The organism is Geobacter grbiciae (assembly GCF_018531165.1).
In the GTDB taxonomy this organism is placed as follows: Bacteria; Desulfobacterota; Desulfuromonadia; order Geobacterales; family Geobacteraceae; genus Geobacter; species Geobacter metallireducens.
Map to the genome: position 1 here is coordinate 148,263 of NZ_JAHDIW010000006.1, position 17,903 is coordinate 166,165.

Annotated in this window: 18 protein-coding genes; 3 read left to right on the forward strand and 15 right to left on the reverse strand. The window is 56.4% G+C overall.

Features of this window, described 5'->3' with window-relative positions; all coding sequences use genetic code 11:
• Window positions 1–88: 88 nt before the first annotated feature.
• From pssA to rpsB, 15 genes are all read right to left on the reverse strand, one after another.
• Entirely contained in the window at window positions 89–868 is a 780-nt protein-coding gene (pssA, locus tag KJB29_RS09800; protein ID WP_004512103.1) for a CDP-diacylglycerol--serine O-phosphatidyltransferase, read from the reverse strand.
• Window positions 865–1,521, reverse strand: a complete 657-nt coding sequence (locus KJB29_RS09805) for a phosphatidylserine decarboxylase family protein (protein WP_215734421.1) — start codon at window positions 1,519–1,521, stop codon at window positions 865–867. Before KJB29_RS09805 ends, pssA begins: the two co-directional genes overlap by 4 nt.
• Before the next feature lie 150 nt (window positions 1,522–1,671).
• Entirely contained in the window at window positions 1,672–2,688 is a 1,017-nt protein-coding gene (gene ilvC / locus KJB29_RS09810; protein ID WP_215734422.1) for a ketol-acid reductoisomerase, read from the reverse strand.
• Window positions 2,689–2,751: 63 nt separating this feature from the next.
• Complete coding sequence (gene ilvN, locus KJB29_RS09815; RefSeq protein WP_215734423.1) at window positions 2,752–3,243, reverse strand: acetolactate synthase small subunit; 492 nt, start codon at window positions 3,241–3,243, stop codon at window positions 2,752–2,754.
• A gap of 57 nt (window positions 3,244–3,300) precedes the next feature.
• Complete coding sequence (ilvB, locus tag KJB29_RS09820) at window positions 3,301–5,001, reverse strand: biosynthetic-type acetolactate synthase large subunit (protein ID WP_215734424.1); 1,701 nt, start codon at window positions 4,999–5,001, stop codon at window positions 3,301–3,303.
• 72 nt (window positions 5,002–5,073) lie between these two features.
• On the reverse strand, window positions 5,074–6,735 hold the full coding sequence (gene ilvD, locus KJB29_RS09825; RefSeq protein ID WP_215734425.1) for a dihydroxy-acid dehydratase: 1,662 nt from the start codon (window positions 6,733–6,735) through the stop codon (window positions 5,074–5,076).
• A 175-nt stretch (window positions 6,736–6,910) separates the two neighbouring features.
• Window positions 6,911–7,603, reverse strand: coding sequence for a tRNA (adenosine(37)-N6)-threonylcarbamoyltransferase complex dimerization subunit type 1 TsaB (tsaB, locus tag KJB29_RS09830; RefSeq protein WP_004512109.1), 693 nt, complete (start codon window positions 7,601–7,603; stop codon window positions 6,911–6,913).
• Window positions 7,603–8,670: an RIP metalloprotease RseP gene (rseP, locus tag KJB29_RS09835; RefSeq protein WP_215734426.1), complete on the reverse strand. Its 1,068-nt coding sequence runs from the start codon at window positions 8,668–8,670 to the stop codon at window positions 7,603–7,605. The genes tsaB and rseP overlap by 1 nt, the downstream gene beginning before the upstream one ends.
• 32 nt (window positions 8,671–8,702) lie before the next feature.
• Entirely contained in the window at window positions 8,703–9,857 is a 1,155-nt protein-coding gene (locus KJB29_RS09840; RefSeq protein WP_215734427.1) for a 1-deoxy-D-xylulose-5-phosphate reductoisomerase, read from the reverse strand.
• Window positions 9,858–9,875: 18 nt separating this feature from the next.
• Complete coding sequence (locus KJB29_RS09845; RefSeq protein ID WP_215734445.1) at window positions 9,876–10,703, reverse strand: phosphatidate cytidylyltransferase; 828 nt, start codon at window positions 10,701–10,703, stop codon at window positions 9,876–9,878.
• A 2-nt stretch (window positions 10,704–10,705) separates the two neighbouring features.
• Window positions 10,706–11,446: an undecaprenyl pyrophosphate synthase gene (gene uppS, locus KJB29_RS09850; protein WP_215734428.1), complete on the reverse strand. Its 741-nt coding sequence runs from the start codon at window positions 11,444–11,446 to the stop codon at window positions 10,706–10,708.
• Between the two features lie 118 nt (window positions 11,447–11,564).
• Window positions 11,565–12,122 carry a ribosome recycling factor gene (frr, locus tag KJB29_RS09855; RefSeq protein ID WP_004512114.1) on the reverse strand — a complete coding sequence of 186 codons (558 nt, stop codon included), beginning with the start codon at window positions 12,120–12,122 and terminating at the stop codon, window positions 11,565–11,567.
• Window position 12,123: 1 nt separating this feature from the next.
• A complete protein-coding gene (gene pyrH, locus KJB29_RS09860; RefSeq protein WP_215734429.1) occupies window positions 12,124–12,843 on the reverse strand; it encodes a UMP kinase in 720 nt (239 codons plus the stop codon).
• A gap of 95 nt (window positions 12,844–12,938) precedes the next feature.
• Window positions 12,939–13,589, reverse strand: a complete 651-nt coding sequence (tsf, locus tag KJB29_RS09865; protein ID WP_011365792.1) for a translation elongation factor Ts — start codon at window positions 13,587–13,589, stop codon at window positions 12,939–12,941.
• A 96-nt stretch (window positions 13,590–13,685) separates the two neighbouring features.
• On the reverse strand, window positions 13,686–14,441 hold the full coding sequence (rpsB, locus tag KJB29_RS09870; protein WP_215734430.1) for a 30S ribosomal protein S2: 756 nt from the start codon (window positions 14,439–14,441) through the stop codon (window positions 13,686–13,688).
• Between the two features lie 205 nt (window positions 14,442–14,646).
• On the opposite strand from rpsB, the gene lptF reads away from it, so the two are divergent.
• The 3 genes from lptF to KJB29_RS09885 are packed head-to-tail and all read left to right on the forward strand — an operon-like array spanning window position 14,647 to window position 17,899.
• Window positions 14,647–15,816 carry an LPS export ABC transporter permease LptF gene (lptF, locus tag KJB29_RS09875; RefSeq protein WP_215734431.1) on the forward strand — a complete coding sequence of 390 codons (1,170 nt, stop codon included), beginning with the start codon at window positions 14,647–14,649 and terminating at the stop codon, window positions 15,814–15,816.
• Window positions 15,813–16,892: an LPS export ABC transporter permease LptG gene (gene lptG / locus KJB29_RS09880; protein WP_215734432.1), complete on the forward strand. Its 1,080-nt coding sequence runs from the start codon at window positions 15,813–15,815 to the stop codon at window positions 16,890–16,892. Before lptF ends, lptG begins: the two co-directional genes overlap by 4 nt.
• 56 nt (window positions 16,893–16,948) lie before the next feature.
• Window positions 16,949–17,899: an IPT/TIG domain-containing protein gene (locus KJB29_RS09885; protein ID WP_215734433.1), complete on the forward strand. Its 951-nt coding sequence runs from the start codon at window positions 16,949–16,951 to the stop codon at window positions 17,897–17,899.
• Window positions 17,900–17,903 lie beyond the last annotated feature (4 nt).

A 17,903-nucleotide genomic window follows, 5' to 3' on the forward strand; every position in this document is an offset into this window, starting at 1 on the left:
CAATTCCACTTGGATTCCACAAGGTTCCAAAGCTTCAAATCTTGTTTGTCCTAACCAAATTCAAGGCCGCTTCATATCCGTGGATAGCTCAGGGCTCTTCCTTGGTGTGTTTGTTATGGATCGCCTTCTCGAGTCTGCGCCGCCGTGGCCAGGTCATCAAAAAACCGACAATCCCCGAAAACGTGTAGCAGATGAAAATCAGAAAGAGCATGACGACCGGTTCAGCCGCAATAACCACCAGGAGAAGCACCGCAAGCACGAGAAAGGCAAAGGGCTGGCGCTTGATCAACTCAGGATCCTTGAAGGAGTAGTACCGGAAGTTGGAAACCATGAGAAAGGCGAGAAGGTAAATGAGGACCAGGATCGCCAGTTTCTTGTAGGAACTGGGCCAGCCGAAGTGATAGAAAAGAAGCACCATGGCCGACACCATGCTCGCAGCCGCAGGGGTCGGCAGTCCCACGAAACGCTTACTCTCCACCGTATTGACCTGAACGTTGAAGCGGGCCAACCTGAGCGCACCGCAGGCGACGAAGAGAAACGCCGCAAGCCACCCCAAGCGGCCAAAGGGTTGGAGCGCCCACTTGTATGTGAGGAGTGCCGGAGCGACACAGAAGGATACCACATCCGCGAGCGAGTCGTATTCAACCCCGAACTTGCTGGAGGTGCCGGTAAGCCGCGCAACCTTGCCGTCAAGGCCATCAAAGATGGAGGAGACAAGAATCCAGAGCGCGGCGGTCTTGAAATCGCCGTTCATGGTGGCGACCATACCGTAAAAGCCGGCAAACAGGCTTCCCGTGGTAAAGAGATTCGGAAGGATGTAAATCCCCTTCCGCATGCTCTCGCTCATGTCGATCTTTTCACCATTCATGGCAGTAACCCCAGGATAGTTTCGCCGGCAACGGTCTTGTCGCCCATCCTGACGCGTACTGCAGCTTCACTCGGGAGATACACATCGAGGCGGGAACCGAAGCGGATCAAACCGTAACGTTTTCCGCGCACGAGTTGATCTCCCTTGGCAGCGTAACAGACAATGCGGCGTGCGATGAGGCCTGCCACCTGAACAACAACCATCTTCATTCCCTTGGCAGTTTCAATGATAAGCCCCGCCTGTTCGTTCTCGAACGTTGCCCGGTCGTCGCGAACATCAAGGAACTTCCCCTTGATGTAAAAGGTGTCCAGCACTTTGCCGGTTATCGGCACCCTGTTCACATGAACATTGAAGACCGACATGAAGATGCTGATCTTGGTCATCTCCTCGCCCAAGTGCTCTTCGCGGGAAGGCCCCAGGTAGATAACCACGCCGTCAGCCGGAGCAATCACCGCGTTTTCATCCGCCGGGGTGGTGCGCTCGGGATTACGAAAGAAAAAAACGATAAAAAGGGTCAACGCCCCGAAAAACACCGCCAGAAAAAAGAATGCGGGAATTTTTGAGCCGAGAACGGCCAGCACTACGGCAATGAGCACGGCACCGGCGATAAAGGGGTATCCCTCCGCTGCTATGGGAGTATTTGAGTTGCGCATCAGAGAACCTCGGGTTTTGGACAATAATAAACCAAACGACCGCCCCGTGGCGACCGCATATTTCACGCAAACCACAAAGAGGCCGGATACGGTTTGGGTCCTTATCCCCTCTCCTGTACCCGGCCTCCCTGTCTCTGGTTCAGTCTATTGTTAGTTCTTCGCTTTATCGACGATCTTGGAAGCACCGATCCAGGACATCATGGAACGGAGACGAGCGCCGACTTCCTCGATCTGGTGCTCGGCCCCCTTACGGCGCAGGGCGGTGAACACCGGCTTGTTGGCTTTGTTCTCGAGCATCCACTCCTTGGCGAACTGGCCAGTCTGGATCTCTTCAAGAATCCTCTTCATCTCCTTCTTGGTTTCGCCGGTAACGACCCGCGGCCCGCGGGTGAGGTCACCATACTCGGCAGTATTGGAGATGGAGTAGCGCATGTTGGCGATGCCGCCTTCGTAGATCAGGTCAACGATGAGCTTCGTCTCGTGGAGACACTCGAAGTAGGCCATCTCCGGCGCATAACCTGCTTCGACCAGGGTCTCGAAACCAGCCTGGATCAGGGCAGAGATACCGCCGCACAGCACAGCCTGCTCACCGAAGAGGTCGGTCTCGGTCTCTTCCTTGAACGAGGTCTCAATGATGCCGGCGCGACCACCACCGTTGGCCGAGGCATAGGCAAGGGCCACGTCGCGGGAATTACCGGCAGGGTCGTGGTGGATGGCGATGAGGCTCGGCACGCCGCCCCCCTTTGTATACTCATGGCGAACCAGGTGGCCCGGCCCCTTGGGAGCGATCATAATGACGTTCACATCGGGCCGCGGCACGATCTGGCCAAAGTGGATATTAAAACCATGGCTGAAGGCGAGATAGGCGCCCTGCTTGAGGAACGGGCCGATCTCCTCCCGGTAGATATCCCCCTGGGTTTCATCAGGGAGGAGAATCATCACCACGTCGGCGATCTTAACCGCTTCAGAAGTGGGGAGCACGGTCAGGCCGGCCTCGGTGGCCTTCTTGACCGACGCGGAATCCGCACGGAGTCCCACCACAACGTCGATGCCCGAATCCTTCAGGTTATTGGCATGGGCATGTCCTTGGGAGCCGTAGCCGATAATGGCAACCTTTTTCCCTTTGAGTACGCCCATATTGCAGTCTTTGTCATAGTAAATCTTCATTCTTTCCTCCTCGAGTGTAGTGGATCAATTATTGCGTTGTATTGCCAGGCAGAAAAAAACGTGCTAGCTCTTCAACGCCTTGGCACCGCGGCCTATGGCAACCGGCCCGGTCCTAACCAACTCCTTGAGCCCCAGGGGGCGGAGAAGTTCCAGAATGGCGTCGATTTTTGCCGGGGTCCCAGTCGCCTCAATGGTATACGATTTTGGGGTTACGTCTATGACCTTCGCCCGGAAGATATCGGCAATCCTCAGGACTTCAGCCCGTGCAGAATCCTCGGCGGTAACCTTGATGAGCGCCATCTCCCGCTCGATCACCTCGCCATCGGTAAAGTCGATTACCTTGATGACGTCGATGAGCTTGTTGAGTTGCTTGGATATCTGCTCAAGAATCTGATCGTCCCCGCGGGTCACGATGGTCATCCGTGAGATGGTCTCGTCGTTCGTTGGGGCCACCGAGAGAGAGTCGATATTGAAGCCGCGGCCGGAAAAGAGGCCGGCAACACGGGATAACACGCCAAATTCGTTTTCCACCAGAACGGTGATTGTATGTCTCATGAAAAAACCTCCTGAAGAGCAGGCAAGATCGGAATCCCTGGCGCGTAAACGCGCCAATCAGGCATTGAGCACCATTTCATTGAGCGACGCCCCCGCAGGAACCATGGGAAGAACCTTCTCTTCCCGGGCGATCTTGAATTCCATGATAACCGGTCCCGGCGTCTCGAAGGCCCTCTTGATGGTAGCTTTCACCTCGTCGGATTTTGTCGCCTGGAACCCCTTTGCCCCGAACGCCTCGGCAAGCTTGATGAAATCAATGGGAAGCTCCATGCAGGTCTGTGAATAGCGCTTGTCGAAGAAGAGTTCCTGCCACTGGCGCACCATCCCGAGGAAGTTGTTGTTGAGTATGACAATCTTCACGGGAAGTCGATTCTGCACCAGCGTTGCCATCTCCTGGAGGTTCATCTGGAAACCGCCGTCGCCGCAAACAGCGATGACCTGGCGGTTCGGGAAGGCGGCCTGGGCCCCCATGGCCGCCGGTAGTCCGAATCCCATGGTCCCGAGCCCGCCGGACGACAGGAGCGTACGGGGCTCGCGGAAACCGAAAAACTGGGCAGTCCACATCTGGTGCTGTCCCACGTCGGTGGCCACAATGGCATCGGGAGCCGAAAGTTCACGGAGTTTCTGGATCACGAACTGGGGCTTGATAACCGTGGATGTCTGCTTGTAGGTCATGGGATACTTCTGCTTCCACCCCTCGATTTCCGCAAGCCACGGCTCAATCGCCGCATGGAATGCCGTCACTTTGTCACCGCTCTCATCAAGGGACTTGAGCATGCGACCAAGCACTTCCTTGACCTGACCAACTATTGGGAGATCAACACGGACGTTCTTCCGAATGGATGTCGGATCCACGTCCATGTGGATGATCTTGGCATGGGGAGCGAAGGTGGCGATCTTGCCGGTCACTCGGTCGTCGAAGCGCGCCCCTACGGCAACCAGCAGGTCGCAGTTGGTCACCGCCATGTTGGCGAAATAGGTGCCATGCATCCCGAGAAGCTTGAGGGAGAGGGGGTTGTCCTCGGGGAAGGAGCCAAGTCCCATAAGGGTAGTGGTGACCGGGATGTGGAGCTTGGTGGCCAGGGCAGTGAGTTCACCGGCGGCATCGCCGGAAATGGCGCCCCCTCCCACGTAAATAACCGGTTTCTTCGCCGCGAGAAGCATGGACACAGCCTTCTCGACCTGCTTCGGGTGCCCCTCAACGGTCGGTTTGTAGCTGCGAAGCTCAATGGTTTCGGGATACTCAAACTCGGCCGTGGCGATCTGTACATCCTTCGGCAGGTCCACGAGAACCGGCCCGGGACGCCCCGTGCGAGCAATGTAGAAGGCCTTCTTTATGATCGTGGCGATGTCCTTCACGTCTTTCACGAGAAAGTTGTGCTTGGTGCAGGGGCGGGTGATGCCGATGATGTCCACCTCCTGGAAGGCATCATTGCCAATGAGCGCCGTGGGCACCTGGCCGGTTATCACCACGAGGGGGATAGAGTCCATGTAGGCGGTCGCGATGCCGGTAACCGTATTGGTGGCACCGGGGCCGGAGGTGGCGATGGCGACACCGACCCTGCCGGTGGCACGGGCAAATCCATCGGCCGCATGGACACCTGCCTGTTCGTGGCGGGGAAGAATATGGCGGATATCCTTGAAGCTGAAAAGCTCGTCGTAGAGATTGATCACCGTACCGCCGGGGTAACCGAAAACGGTATCAACTCCTTCACGCTTGAGACATTCAAGGAGGATACGTGCACCTGTCATTTTCATAGAAAAACCTCCCAAAAGGGAAATCAGATAGTGGAGCGATTGGGTTACGGGAACGATTGCAGAATCGCTCTCCTACTCGGCCGTGGTAACCGCGCCGGTGTATGCCGAAGTAACCACCTTGGCGTAGCGGGCAAGCCATCCGGTCTTGATCTTGGGCTCGGGGGCTACCCAGCGGCTGCGGCGTTCCGCGAGGGTCGACTCATCCACAAGGAGCTCCAGCTTCCGGTTGGGAATATCGAGGCGGATCCTGTCCCCCTCTTCAACCAGGGCGATGGGGCCCCCCTCTGCCGCCTCCGGGGATATGTGGCCGATACAGGGGCCGCGGGTGCCGCCGGAAAAGCGGCCGTCGGTAATAAGGGCAACGGAATCGCCGAGGCCGAGTCCCATGAGGGTTGCGGTCGGTGCGAGCATCTCCCGCATCCCCGGACCACCCTTGGGCCCTTCGTAACGAATGACCACCACGTCGCCGGACGTGATCTTCCCCCCCATGAGGGCGGCCATGGCGAGTTCTTCCGAGTCGAAACAGCGGGCAGTCCCTTCGAACTGCATCATGGGAGCAGACACCCCCGACTGCTTCACCACGGCACCTTTGGGTGCGAGATTACCGAAGAGGACCGCGATCCCCCCTTCCTTCTTGACCGGGTCGGAAACGGGACGGATCACCCGCTCATCAACTGATTCCACCGTGGAGGCCAGCTCGTGGGTGGTAAGCCCCAGGACGGTCGGGCTGTCCTTGATGGTGTCACCGAGTTGCTTCAACACCCCGACAACACCGCCGGCCGCGTCGAGGTCCTCCATGAAATACTCTCCAGCGGGATTCATGGAGGCAATCTGCGGCGTCTCCTTGGAAAGGATATCAAAGGTTTCGAGAGGGAGATCCACCCCTGCCTCCCGGGCAATGGCCAGGAGGTGGAGGACCGTATTGGAGGAACCGCCGAGGGCGAGATCCACCCGGATGGCGTTTTCAAATGCAGCACGTGTCAGGATCTTGCGCGGGGTAACCTCATTGCGGACCAGGTCCACGATCTTCTCACCCGAGGCAAAGGCAATGCGACGCTTGAGGGCGGAAACCGCCAGGGCCGTCCCACAACGAGGGAGACTCATGCCGAGGGTTTCGGTGAGAATAGCCATGGTGTTGGCGGTAAAGAGCCCCTGGCACGATCCCATACCGGGACAGGCGTTGTCCTCGCAGACCTGAAGCTCCTTCGCATCGATGACACCGGCCTTGTAGCGTGCCATGGCCTCAAAAGTATCGGTCACGAAGGAAAAGCGGCGCCCTTCAACACCGCGGCCGGCCATCATGGGGCCGGCGGTTACCACGATGGCGGGGATATCAAGCCGAGCAGCCGCCATAAGCATACCAGGGGTGATCTTATCGCAGTTGGTGAGCAGCACGAGGCCATCGAGGCGATGGGCTTCGGCCACCGACTCAACCATATCGGCAATCAGTTCGCGGGTCGGGAGAGAGTAGTGCATCCCCTTGTGCCCCATGGCGATTCCGTCACAGACACCGGGAATGCCGAAGAAAAAGGCGTAACCGCCGCCGCTGTGGATTCCCTTCTCAATAAATCGCTCCAGGTCACGCATTCCTACGTGACCAGGGATAAGGTCAGTGAAGCTGGTGGCAACGCCGATGAAGGGTTTTGCCATTTCGCTTTGGGGAACCCCGGTTCCCTTGATGAGGGCTCGGTGCGGAGTCCGTTCGATCCCCTGCTTTATGGTGTCACTGCGCATCTGAAAGACCTCTGCTGTAGAATCTAATGGGGTGGTACCCAAGAAGAGCCTTCGATCCGACCAACTGTTTCGCGAGCATAATCCAAAATTCAATTATCTCAAACAGATCGAAGTACAAAAGGAAAGTGTGAAAATAATACATCCGGGGGGGACTGTCAACACCATTAAAATGGCGTTATAGCGTTTCCCGCATCATTCTTGACAGTTCGGCCTCGGATGGACGGATATAGGTGGGGTTCAGGAAAGGCAGTAGTGTAAGCGCGCCAGAACGGAACGCCTCGAGAGCAAGAACCGCACCAGCCGCCGCCCGAGGCTGATGGCAGTGGGCCGGCGCAAAGACGGCACGGTCGCCAAGGGTCTCCACGATAAGTTCGTGGTACCGGAGCGCCCCATTGCCGACAAAAAGAGCCGGACCGTCGACCAGATCCAGGAAGCGTTCCGGAGCCATGACACAGTCGGCATGGAGTGGTTCGGGAAGTGAGCCGCAACGGTAGAGCCCTGCGTAGACTTCCTTTTTCCGCGCATCAAAAAGGGTGCAGACAGGAAGTGAGTTGACCGGGAGGTTAAGTGCAAGCATGGCGAGAGAAGAAAAACCGGCAACCGGTTTTCCCGTTGCCAAAGCTAGCCCCTTGACGGTTGACACCCCGATGCGGACTCCAGTGAAGGAACCTGGCCCCAAGGCAACCCCGAAGCCATCCAGATCGGCAAGAAGGAGTCCGGCATCGCGCAGTATCGTGTCGATCGATGCAAGGAGCCTCTCGGAAAGGGTACGCTCGCTGTCGAGCAGGGACTCGGCCACGAGGCTCCCGCCAATGGTAAGGGCCACGCTGCAGGTAGAGGTAGAGGTGTCGACGGTAAGGAGCTTCACTACCCGTTCCCCACGAGGTAGCGGGCGATGTCGTTGTAGAAGGCAAGCACCATGAGCCCGATGAGAAGCGCAAGTCCAATCTGTTGTGCAATTTCCCGGGCCCTCATACTTACCGGCCTCCGGAAGATCAACTCCCAAAGGTAGAAAAAGAGGTGACCACCATCGAGAATCGGGATGGGAAGAAGATTGAGCACCCCCAGGTTGACCGAGAGGAGCGCCATGAAGGCAAGAAAACTAACCCCTCCAGCCTCAGCCTGCTGGCCGGCCATCTTGGCGATCATAATCGGCCCGCCGATAGTGTCCAGGGGAATGGCCCGCTCGATGATCCTCACCAGCGAGAGGACCGTCAGTTCGATGACGTTCCAGGTCTGGACACTCCCACGGGAGAAGGCTTCGCCGGGAGGATAGCGGTCGATAACCGTCTCTCCCGCTGCAACTACCCCTATTACGGGTGAGGTCACGGTTTCGCCGAGGAGATTCTTGCCGGTCCTCATCTCGGGCTTAAGCTGGAAAGCCTTCGTTTCCCCGCCGCGCTTGATCTCAACAAGGAGGGATGGTCCTTTCGAAGCCGCGATCTCTGTGGCCATTTCCTCCCAGCGATCAACCTTCTTGCCGTTCACAGCAGTGATTCTGTCGCCCGTAACGATACCAGCCTTGGCCGCCGGTTTGTCCTTGACCACTTCGCCGATTTTAGTGGTCGCGGAGGGGACCCCTACCATGAATACTGCAATGAATACGAACCAGGCAAAAATCAGGTTAAACCCGGGACCTGCCACCACAATCCCAATACGCCTGAGGGGCGATTTTTCTCCAAAGGAACGGTTCTTTTCCTCATCAGAGAGTTCATCCCCCCCACCCTCGCCCACCATTTTTACGTATCCCCCCAAGGGGAACGCGGAAATGAGGTACTCGGTTTCACCCATCTTTTTGCCGATAAGCTTCGGCCCGAAGCCGAGGGAAAACTTTTCGACCCCGACGCCAAAGAGCTTGGCAAAGAGGAAGTGCCCAAACTCGTGAACAAAGATGAGTATGCCGAGAACAATTATTGCCGAAACGATACTGGTCATCTGGTGCCTCGATAAAGGTGACGGACATACCGTCAGGACAACCCGATAAGCTCCCTGCTCTTCTCCCTCGCCCAGAGGTCAGAGGAAAGGACATCCTCGATGGTGGCAAGGGTATGGGGCTCGTGTGCATCCATGGTTCGAGCGATAGACGTAGCGATACCGGTAAACCCGATTTTCCCCTTGAGGAAGGCCTCGACAGCCACCTCGTTGGCGGCGTTCATGACCGCCGGCATGCTTTCACCAGCAGCAAGGGCATCATAGGCCAGTTTCAAGGCGGGGAAGCGCTGATAGTCGGGGGCCAGGAAGGTGAGCCCTGACAACGCGGTCAGATCAAGGGGCTTCACCCCTGTAGGAATCCGTTCCGGATAGGTCAAGGCATAGGCAATGGGAGCCTTCATGTCGGGAACCCCCAACTGGGCCATAACACAGCCGTCCACATACTCAACCATGGAGTGAATGATGCTCTGGGGGTGAATATTCACGGCAATCCGCTCCGCCGGCGTGTCAAAAAGCCAGCGGGCCTCGATCACCTCCAATCCCTTGTTCATCATGGTGGCCGAGTCGATGGTTATCTTTTGCCCCATGCTCCAGTTGGGGTGATTGAGGGCATCGGCGACCGAAACCCGTGAAAGGCGGTCAAGGGGAAGATTCAGAAATGGTCCCCCCGATGCGGTCAGAATAATCCGCTTCACATCCTTTCCGCTCTGCCCCTCCAGGGACTGAAAGACCGCCGAGTGCTCGCTGTCGACAGGATAGAGCCTGACCCCGTTTTCCCTGACGAGGTCCATCATGATCCGGCCGGCGGTGACAAGGGTCTCCTTATTTGCCAAGGCGACGTCCTTGCCGGCCTTGATTGCGGCGGCGGTAGGCACGAGGCCGGCAGCCCCAACAATAGCGGCGACCACGACATCGGTCTCACCGGCAGTGGCAGCGGCGATAAGACCGGGAATCCCATGATGGATTTCCGGTTTCGGATCCGAGAGCATCCGGTCCAACTGTCGGGCCAGGTCAGCGGTCAGAACGCTGACAAGCCTGGGCCGAAACACTTCAACCTGTTGTTTGAGAAGCTCCAGGTTACTCCCCGCCGTGAGGGCAATCACCTGGAATCGGTCCGGGTGCGCTGCGACGATCTCCAGAGTGCTGGTCCCGATGGAACCGGTTGAGCCAAGAATGGTGAGTTTTTTCATGTTCCCTCGTCAGGAAACCTATCGGGCCATGACCACCAGATAGGCATAGTAATACAGTGCGGGTGCGGCAAAAAGAATGCTGTCGAGCCGGTCGAGGATGCCGCCGTGTCCAGGAATGATAATGCCTGAATCCTTAACGCCGAAGCTGCGCTTGAGAAGCGATTCGAACAGGTCTCCGACCTGCCCCAACGCCCCTACGGCCAAAGCAGTGACCACACAGTCAACGACCGTTAGCTGATGCAAGAATGTGTATTTTGCAATCAAGGTACCTGCAAGACTCCCGCAGAGCCCGCCGAGAGCACCTTCGATGCTCTTGTTTGGACTGACAACAGGGTAAAGCTTCCGTCTTCCGAGAGTGCTCCCCACATAGTATGCCGCAGTGTCGCCGGACATGACTATCAAAAGCATCAGAAACACCCATGAGACTCCAGCAGGGAGAGCCCTGAGAAGGACAAGGTGCGAAAGGAGTAAAGGGACATAGGCAAATCCCAACCAAATGAGGCCTGCTTCGGCCGCACTCTGACGGATATCTCTGATACTGAAGAGAAAAAAAATGGCAACGGCGGAGAATAGAAGCGTCAGAGCTAACAACACGCCGTTCCCGGCAGGGACCGGCACAAAGCGCAGTAGCAACTCAGGGCTGACTAAAACAGGCAGGACGAGCATCCCTGACAGCGACGCAACGGTCCCTACCACGGGCCGTTTCGGAAGTGCCATCCGGTAGAACTCGCCCAGACCAAGTAACACCAGGAGACCAACAAAGCAGGCAAAGACGAAAACGCTCGCTTTAAGGATGAACAATATCAGCAGAGGCAGGGCAATGGCCCCGGTCAGTAGACGCTTGATGGTCAGCTCCTGTTCTGCAGTTGCGCACTCGTACGGCCGAAGCGCCGCTCGCGGGACTGATAGTCGTGCAGAGCACGGTGGAGCTCCTTAGCTGTGAACTCGGGCCAGTTGACCTCGGTAAAATAGAGCTCTGTGTAAGCGAGTTGCCAGAGGAGGAAATTACTGATCCGCATCTCGCCGCTCGTTCTGATGAGGAAATCGGGATCGGGCATGCCAGACGTAAACAGGTATGAGGAGAAGGTTTTCTCGTCAATATCGCCAGGGGAGAGATGGCCTGAGGAGAGGTCGGCAGCAATGCGCTCGGCCGCCAAGAGAATTTCCTGGCGTGCACCGTAGGAAAGGGCAAGCGTCAGCACCATACCTGTATTGCGCGCTGTCCTGTCGATGGCCTCCTGCACAGCCTGGTTCACGTCCGGCGGCAGTTCCTCCCGGGCACCGATCACGTTGAACCGTATATTGCTGTCAAGCATCCGTGCTGTTTCGACCCTGATGTACTTCTTGAGAAGTGACATGAGGGCTTTCACTTCCGTCTTGGGTCGGAGCCAGTTCTCCGCGGAAAAGGCAAAGAGTGTCAGATACTTGATGCCAAGACGAGAACACTCCTCAACAATCACCCGCACCGTCTCGACCCCCTTCTGGTGGCCAATGATCCTCTTGAGCATCCGCTCCTGGGCCCAACGGCCGTTTCCGTCCATAATGACGGCCAAGTGGCGGGGAAGTTTGTCGTGTGAGAGACCGTACATGGGATACCCAGAAACAAAAAATCCCCTTTAATTGAGGGGTTAAAGGGGATTAAAGCATAAAAGCACTTGGTGCGCAAGCAAAAAGCGGAAAAATACTTTTTTCCCGCTTAGCGCGGCATCAGACCTCCAGAACCTCTTTCTCCTTGTGCGTAAGCACTTCCTCAACCTTTGCCACGAACGTGTTCGTGACATCCTGCACTTCCTTCTCGGCGCGCTTCAGATCGTCTTCGGAAATCTTCTTATCCTTCTCCAGCTTTTTGAGGCTATCAATCCCGTCACGGCGAATGTTGCGAACCGCAACCTTGGTATCCTCAGCCATTTTCTTGAGTGTTTTGACGATTTCCTTCCGGCGCTCTTCGGTGAGAGGCGGAAGGGAAATGCGGATCGTCTTACCGTCATTGGCCGGGGTAAAACCAAGATTCGCATTCATGATCGCCTTTTCGATAACCGGGATCAACTTGGCCTCCCAAGGTTGGATGGTTATCGTCCGGGGCTCGGGGACAGAAAGGGTCGCCACCTGACTGAGGGGCGAGGGATTCCCGTAATATTCAACCTTGATATCGTCGAGAAGCCCGGTGGTGGCCCTGCCGGTGCGCACCTTCTGGTACTCGCGGCGAAGTGCGTCAACCGACTTTTCCATGTGCGCCTTCATGTCGGCAATGACTTCTTTCGTCATGCTATTCTCCTTTCACAACGGTGCCAATCTCTTCACCGCACACCACCTTTGTTATGTTGCCGTATGTGGTGATGTCAAAAACGATAATGGGGAGATTGTTGTCCATACAGAGCGAGGTAGCAGTTGCATCCATTACCTGAAGCCCTTTTTTGAGGACCTCCAGATACGTGAGCCGGGGGTATTTCTGGGCGGTGGGATCTTTCTTTGGGTCGGCCGAGTAGACGCCATCCACCTTGGTTCCCTTGAGAATCACATCTGCTCCGATTTCCATGGCTCGTAGGCTTGCCGCTGTATCGGTGGTGAAATACGGGTTACCGGTACCGGCGCCGAATATGACGACCCGACCCTTCTCAAGATGCCGCATGGCCCGTCGCCTGATGTACGGCTCTGCGACCTCCTGCATGGCAATGGCCGACTGTACCCTGGTATCTACACCTATCTTCTCAAGTGCGTCCTGCATGGCCAGTGAATTGATCATGGTGGCCAGCATCCCCATGTAGTCGGCGCTGGCACGGTCCATCCCCTTGGAGGAAGCTGCCAGACCGCGGAAAATATTCCCGCCTCCAATAACGAGGGCGAGTTGAGCCCCGGATGCCACCACCTCTTTGATCTCGGCGGCAATGGTCGTGATCGTCAGAGGATCGATGCCGTAGCCCTGGTCGCCCGCAAGGGCCTCGCCGGAAAGTTTCAATAATACTCGCTTGTAGTACGGTGTTCCCATGGTGTGTCGGCCCTCACGCCTGGTAAATGGAACTCATATTCTGCTGTGGACGTAAAAAAGGCCGGCCATGGAGCATGGCCGGCCCGTTCACCTTCTTACAGACCAGCTGCGGCAGCGACCTCTGCTGCAAAATCGGTTTCCTTCTTCGCAAGCCCCTCACCCAGCGCGTACCGTACAAAGCGGCGAATCGAAATATTCTCACCGATCGACGCGATGGTCTCGTTGAGGAACTGTTGGACGGTCTTATCCGAATCCTTCACATATTGCTGCTCAAGGAGACAGATGTCGGCATAAAACTTATTAACCTGCCCCTCGATGATCTTCTCGATAATATTCTCAGGCTTGCCGGTTTCCCGTGCCTTGGCGCGGTAGATTTCCTTCTCGCGCTCGACAACATCCGCGGTCACTTCTTCGCGGCGCACATACTGGGGAGCGGCCGCCGCAATGTGCATGGCGATATCCTTCACGAAAGCCTGGAAGTTTTCGTTACGCGCAACGAAATCGGTCTCGCAGTTGACTTCGACGAGAACTCCGATTTTTCCGCCAGCGTGAATGTAGGAACCCACCGCACCCTCGGAAGCCACGCGACCAGCTTTCTTGGAGGCGGCGGCAAGCCCCTTCTTCCGAAGATAGTCAATGGCCTTCTCATGATCGCCGCCGGTCTCAGTAAGGGCCTTCTTGCAGTCCATAAGTCCTGCTCCGGTAGCTTTTCTCAGCTCGTTTACCTGTGCAGCTGTGATGCTCACTGTATCCTCCCGGACAGGGCCGACGCGCCGTGCGTCAGCCTGTTCTTTGAATTTGAATGACATACGCCCCGCGCCAAACGGACAGGGTATAACGACTTACGCTTCTACCTGCTCCGACTCGCCTTCGGCAGCAGCCATCTCTTCTTCGCCGGTCTGCAACTGCGCATCCCGGGCCTGGGCACCTTCGAGAACCGCATCGGCCATCTTAGAGGTCAGAAGACGGATGGCGCGAATTGCATCATCGTTTCCGGGAATGACATAATCGATCGGATCCGGGTCGCAGTTGGTATCAACAACCGCCACGACTGGAATGCCGAGCTTTTTGGCTTCGCTGATGGCAATCGTTTCGTTCTTCGGGTCAATCACGAAAAGCGCACCGGGAACCTTTCCCATCCCCTTGATGCCGCCGAGGGTCTTTTCGAGCTTCTGGCGCTCTTTTTCCAACTGGAGGGCTTCCTTCTTAGTGTAGGCTTCAACGGTACCATCGGCAAACATGGCATCAAGACGCTTGAGGCGATCAATGCTCTGCTTCACGGTGGCGAAGTTGGTAAGCATCCCGCCAAGCCAGCGTTGGTTCACATAATACATGTTGCAACGCGACGCTTCCTCACCAATGGCGTCCTGGGCCTGCTTCTTGGTCCCGACAAAGAGTATCGTCTCACCGGACTGGGCACACTCGCGAACAAAGCTGTAAGCATTTTTGAACAGACGGACGGTCTTCTGGAGATCGATGATATAAATCCCGTTCCGCGCCCCGAAAATGTACGGCTTCATCTTCGGATTCCATCTCTTGGTTTGGTGACCGAAATGTACGCCGGCCTCCAGCAACTCCTTCATTGTTACACTGGACATACTTTTTTCTCCTTTTTGGTTGTGCCTCCGCTTCCCCGACAGCCGGAACCCGCATCAGACGCGGACACCACCGGCCGGACAGAAAGCGTGCGAATTAGAAACCGAACTCGTATAGCACATGAACAGACAATTGACAAGGGCAAACTGTGATGCGCACCCCTCCGTTATTTACAACCCCCATGCCTTCGTGTATCATCGCGCCTCCATGACCAGCATTCTGTTCCGTTACATTTTCAAGGAAACCGCTGTTCCGTTCGTCCTCGGCATGGCGGTTTTTACCTTTGTACTTCTCATGGGGCGCCTGCTCAAACTGGCAGAGATGGTCTTCGCCAAGGGAGTGCCATTCCTTGACGTTTGCCGACTCATCCTCTACATGCTTCCTTCCTTCTTGCTCGTTGCAATCCCCATGGCATTTCTGCTGGCGGTACTTCTTTCCTTCGGCAGACTGTCCGCGGACAGCGAAGTAACAGCCATGAAGGCGGGGGGGGTTGGCCTCGGATCGCTGCTCACGCCAGTCTTCACGTTCGCCGTCCTTGCCTATCTCGTCACGACGTTCATCACGGTCTATGCACTCCCCTGGGGCAACACCTCCTTCAAGCGATTTCTCTACGAGGTTATTGAGTCGCGGGCTGCCACAACCATCAAGGAAAAGGTATTTATCGACGATTTCCCCGGCTTGGTTGTGTATATTGACGATTATGACCAGGCGAGCCACCAGATATCGGGCATCCTGGTCCATGACGAGCGCAACCCGGATGAACCAATGACAATCTTCGCCTCAACCGGAATAATCGCGGCAGCTCCCGAAGAAAAAAACGTCCGACTTCACCTTGTAAACGGGAGCATTCATCGGGGGATAGATCCTGGCGGCTACCGTCTTGTTGAGTTCCGCAGCTACGACCTCCATGTGGACCTGCGCCAGAACGCGAAAAAAAACCAGTTCGACGAACAGGATATGACCCTCAAGCAGCTTATTGCCAGTCGCGGGAACCGACAGAACAACGAAAAGTTCCGCCGCGATATCTCAATTGAGCTTCATAAACGGTTTGCGCTCCCCTTTGCCTGCATCGTATTCGCAATGGTAGGCGTTCCGCTCGGCATCCAGAACCAGCGGTCGGGAAGAGCAGGAGGTTTTTCAGCGGGCATCATCATCCTCATGCTGTACTACGTGGTCATGTCCGCCGGCAAAACCATTGCGGAGAAGGAAATCCTTCCCATCCCGCTTGCTGTCTGGCTCCCTAATGTCTTCTTTACCGCCTTTGGCGTTTATCTGCTGAGGCTCGCGGCGACTGAACGTCCCTTTCCACTGATAGAGAGAGGGCGAACGCTTATCGGAGAGGCGCGGGAGTGGCTCCACCGGAGGAAGGCTGCGTGAGCATCCTGACTCGTTACATAGCCTCCGCCTATCTGCGGGTTTTCTGGCTCTGCCTTGCATCATTCATAGCCATCTACCTGGTGATTGATTTTCTGGAAAAGATCGGGCGTTTTCTTCGCTTCGATCCCCAGTGGATACATGTTGTCCGGTTTTTCCTCTACAAGATCCCCGAAATCGCCACCCAGGTAATTCCTCTTGCGGTACTCATGGCCACACTGCTGACGCTTGGGATGCTGTCGCGCAACAGCGAGATCATCGCCATGCGCAGTTGTGGCGTGAGCCTCCGCAAAATCAGTGCGCCAATCCTGGTCATAGCCTGTGCGGCCAGCCTTTTCGTTATCGTGTCAAACGAGCTGATTCTGCCGAAGACCTACAGCCAGATGCGCTTCATTGAGGAGGTCCTCATCAGGAAAAAAAGCTCGAATACGTTCTTCCGCCAGAACAATATCTGGCACAAGGACAACAAAGCGATACTCATGGCACGGGCCTTTGATCCCGACCATCAGACGTTGAGGGGGGTAACACTGTGGTCTTTTTCGGAGGGGATGACTCCCTCCCGGAGAATAGACGCCGAACAGGGGAGTTGGGACGGCAGCCAATGGACTCTCTGGAAAGTCACCGTGCGGGATTTCCAGGGGGGCGGCGTTGCCAATACAACCCAGATCGCCAGCATGCCGGTCAACCTCAACCTCCAGATAGAAGACCTCAAAGTGGTGGACAAATACGCCGACAACATGGGATTTCTGAAGCTGAGAGAGTATATCCAAAAGCTGAAAAAGGGGGGGTACGAAACCACCCGTTACGAAGCCCAGATGCATTCAAAAATATCGCTTCCCTTTGCCTCGCTCATCATGGCCTTTCTCGGCATCCCGTTCGCACTGCGGGGAAACCGCTCCAGCGGTGTCGCCCTCGGCATCGGCGCCAGCATCGGTTTCGGCTTCGCTTACTTCATCATCAACGCCATTCTCATCTCCTTCGGCCAGACCGGCGTCCTTCCCTCCCTGGTTTCAGCGTGGGCGGCAAACGTCATTTTTGCCCTCTCGGGCATCTGGCTCGCCATGACACTCAACCGTTGACATCGCTCAACCAGGTGATTTAATTGGTGCGAGGTACGCTCCAGACGGGAGGCCCAATGAAACAACGTGTAATTGCACTGGTGGCGCTTGCGGCGCTGCTGCCTGCGGTGGCCGCCCAGGGCGCCCCCCAAACCAAGTCCAGGAAGACAAGCTCAACAGTGGCAGAGAAACCGGCTCCCGCCCCTGCTCCAAATATCCTGAGCATCATTCCGGCCCAGGGCGAGCCGAATATCACCGTTACCCTTTCAGGAACCGGCTTTACCGCGAAGACATCGGCGTTTCTGGGCACAATCGAAGTGCCGACCACGGTCGTTGGCCCGGAACTGCTGACCTTCACCATACCGAAACTCCCTCCTGGACTTTACGCCCTTTTCCTCAAACGCGACGGCGCCACGAGCCGTACCTACAATTTCTCGATCCAAGCGCCGAAACCCTTTGTCGAATCCATTTCTCCCGACACTATCAGCGTCTGTTCCTCCGCGGGCGAGCGTGTCCTGTCCATCACTGGCCGCAATTTCCAGCCAGCAAGCCAAGTGCTTTTCGATGGGTCGGTGGTGAAGAGCAGCTTCGGTTCGGAGCAATCTTTCACCTTCACTGTCCCCCAGGCCCCAGGAGGACTCCATCAGGTCCAGGTCAAGAATCCTGACGACACCTTCACCACCCCCATGACTCTTGCCATCGTGGCAACCCCGGAAATTTACAGCGTTACAAGGAGCGACGCAGCGGTCACCTATTACAAGCTGGTTATCGAAGGGAAGAATTTCCAGCCAGGAACAACAATAGTAGTGGAGGAAAACAGTCTGCAGGTGGGACTGAACGCGGGAGCCGGCAAACGACTCAGGGCGGGTGCGCCGCCATCAGGGGAACGGGAGTTTCTGACCTTTGTGGACTGCTCGAAACTGGTCTACCAGCGCTATCCCGCCGATCCGACGGATAAGGATCTGAGGATTCAGGTGATTAACCCCAATGGCGAAACAAGCTCGGTAGTGCAGGTGACAGCGCCGTAACCCC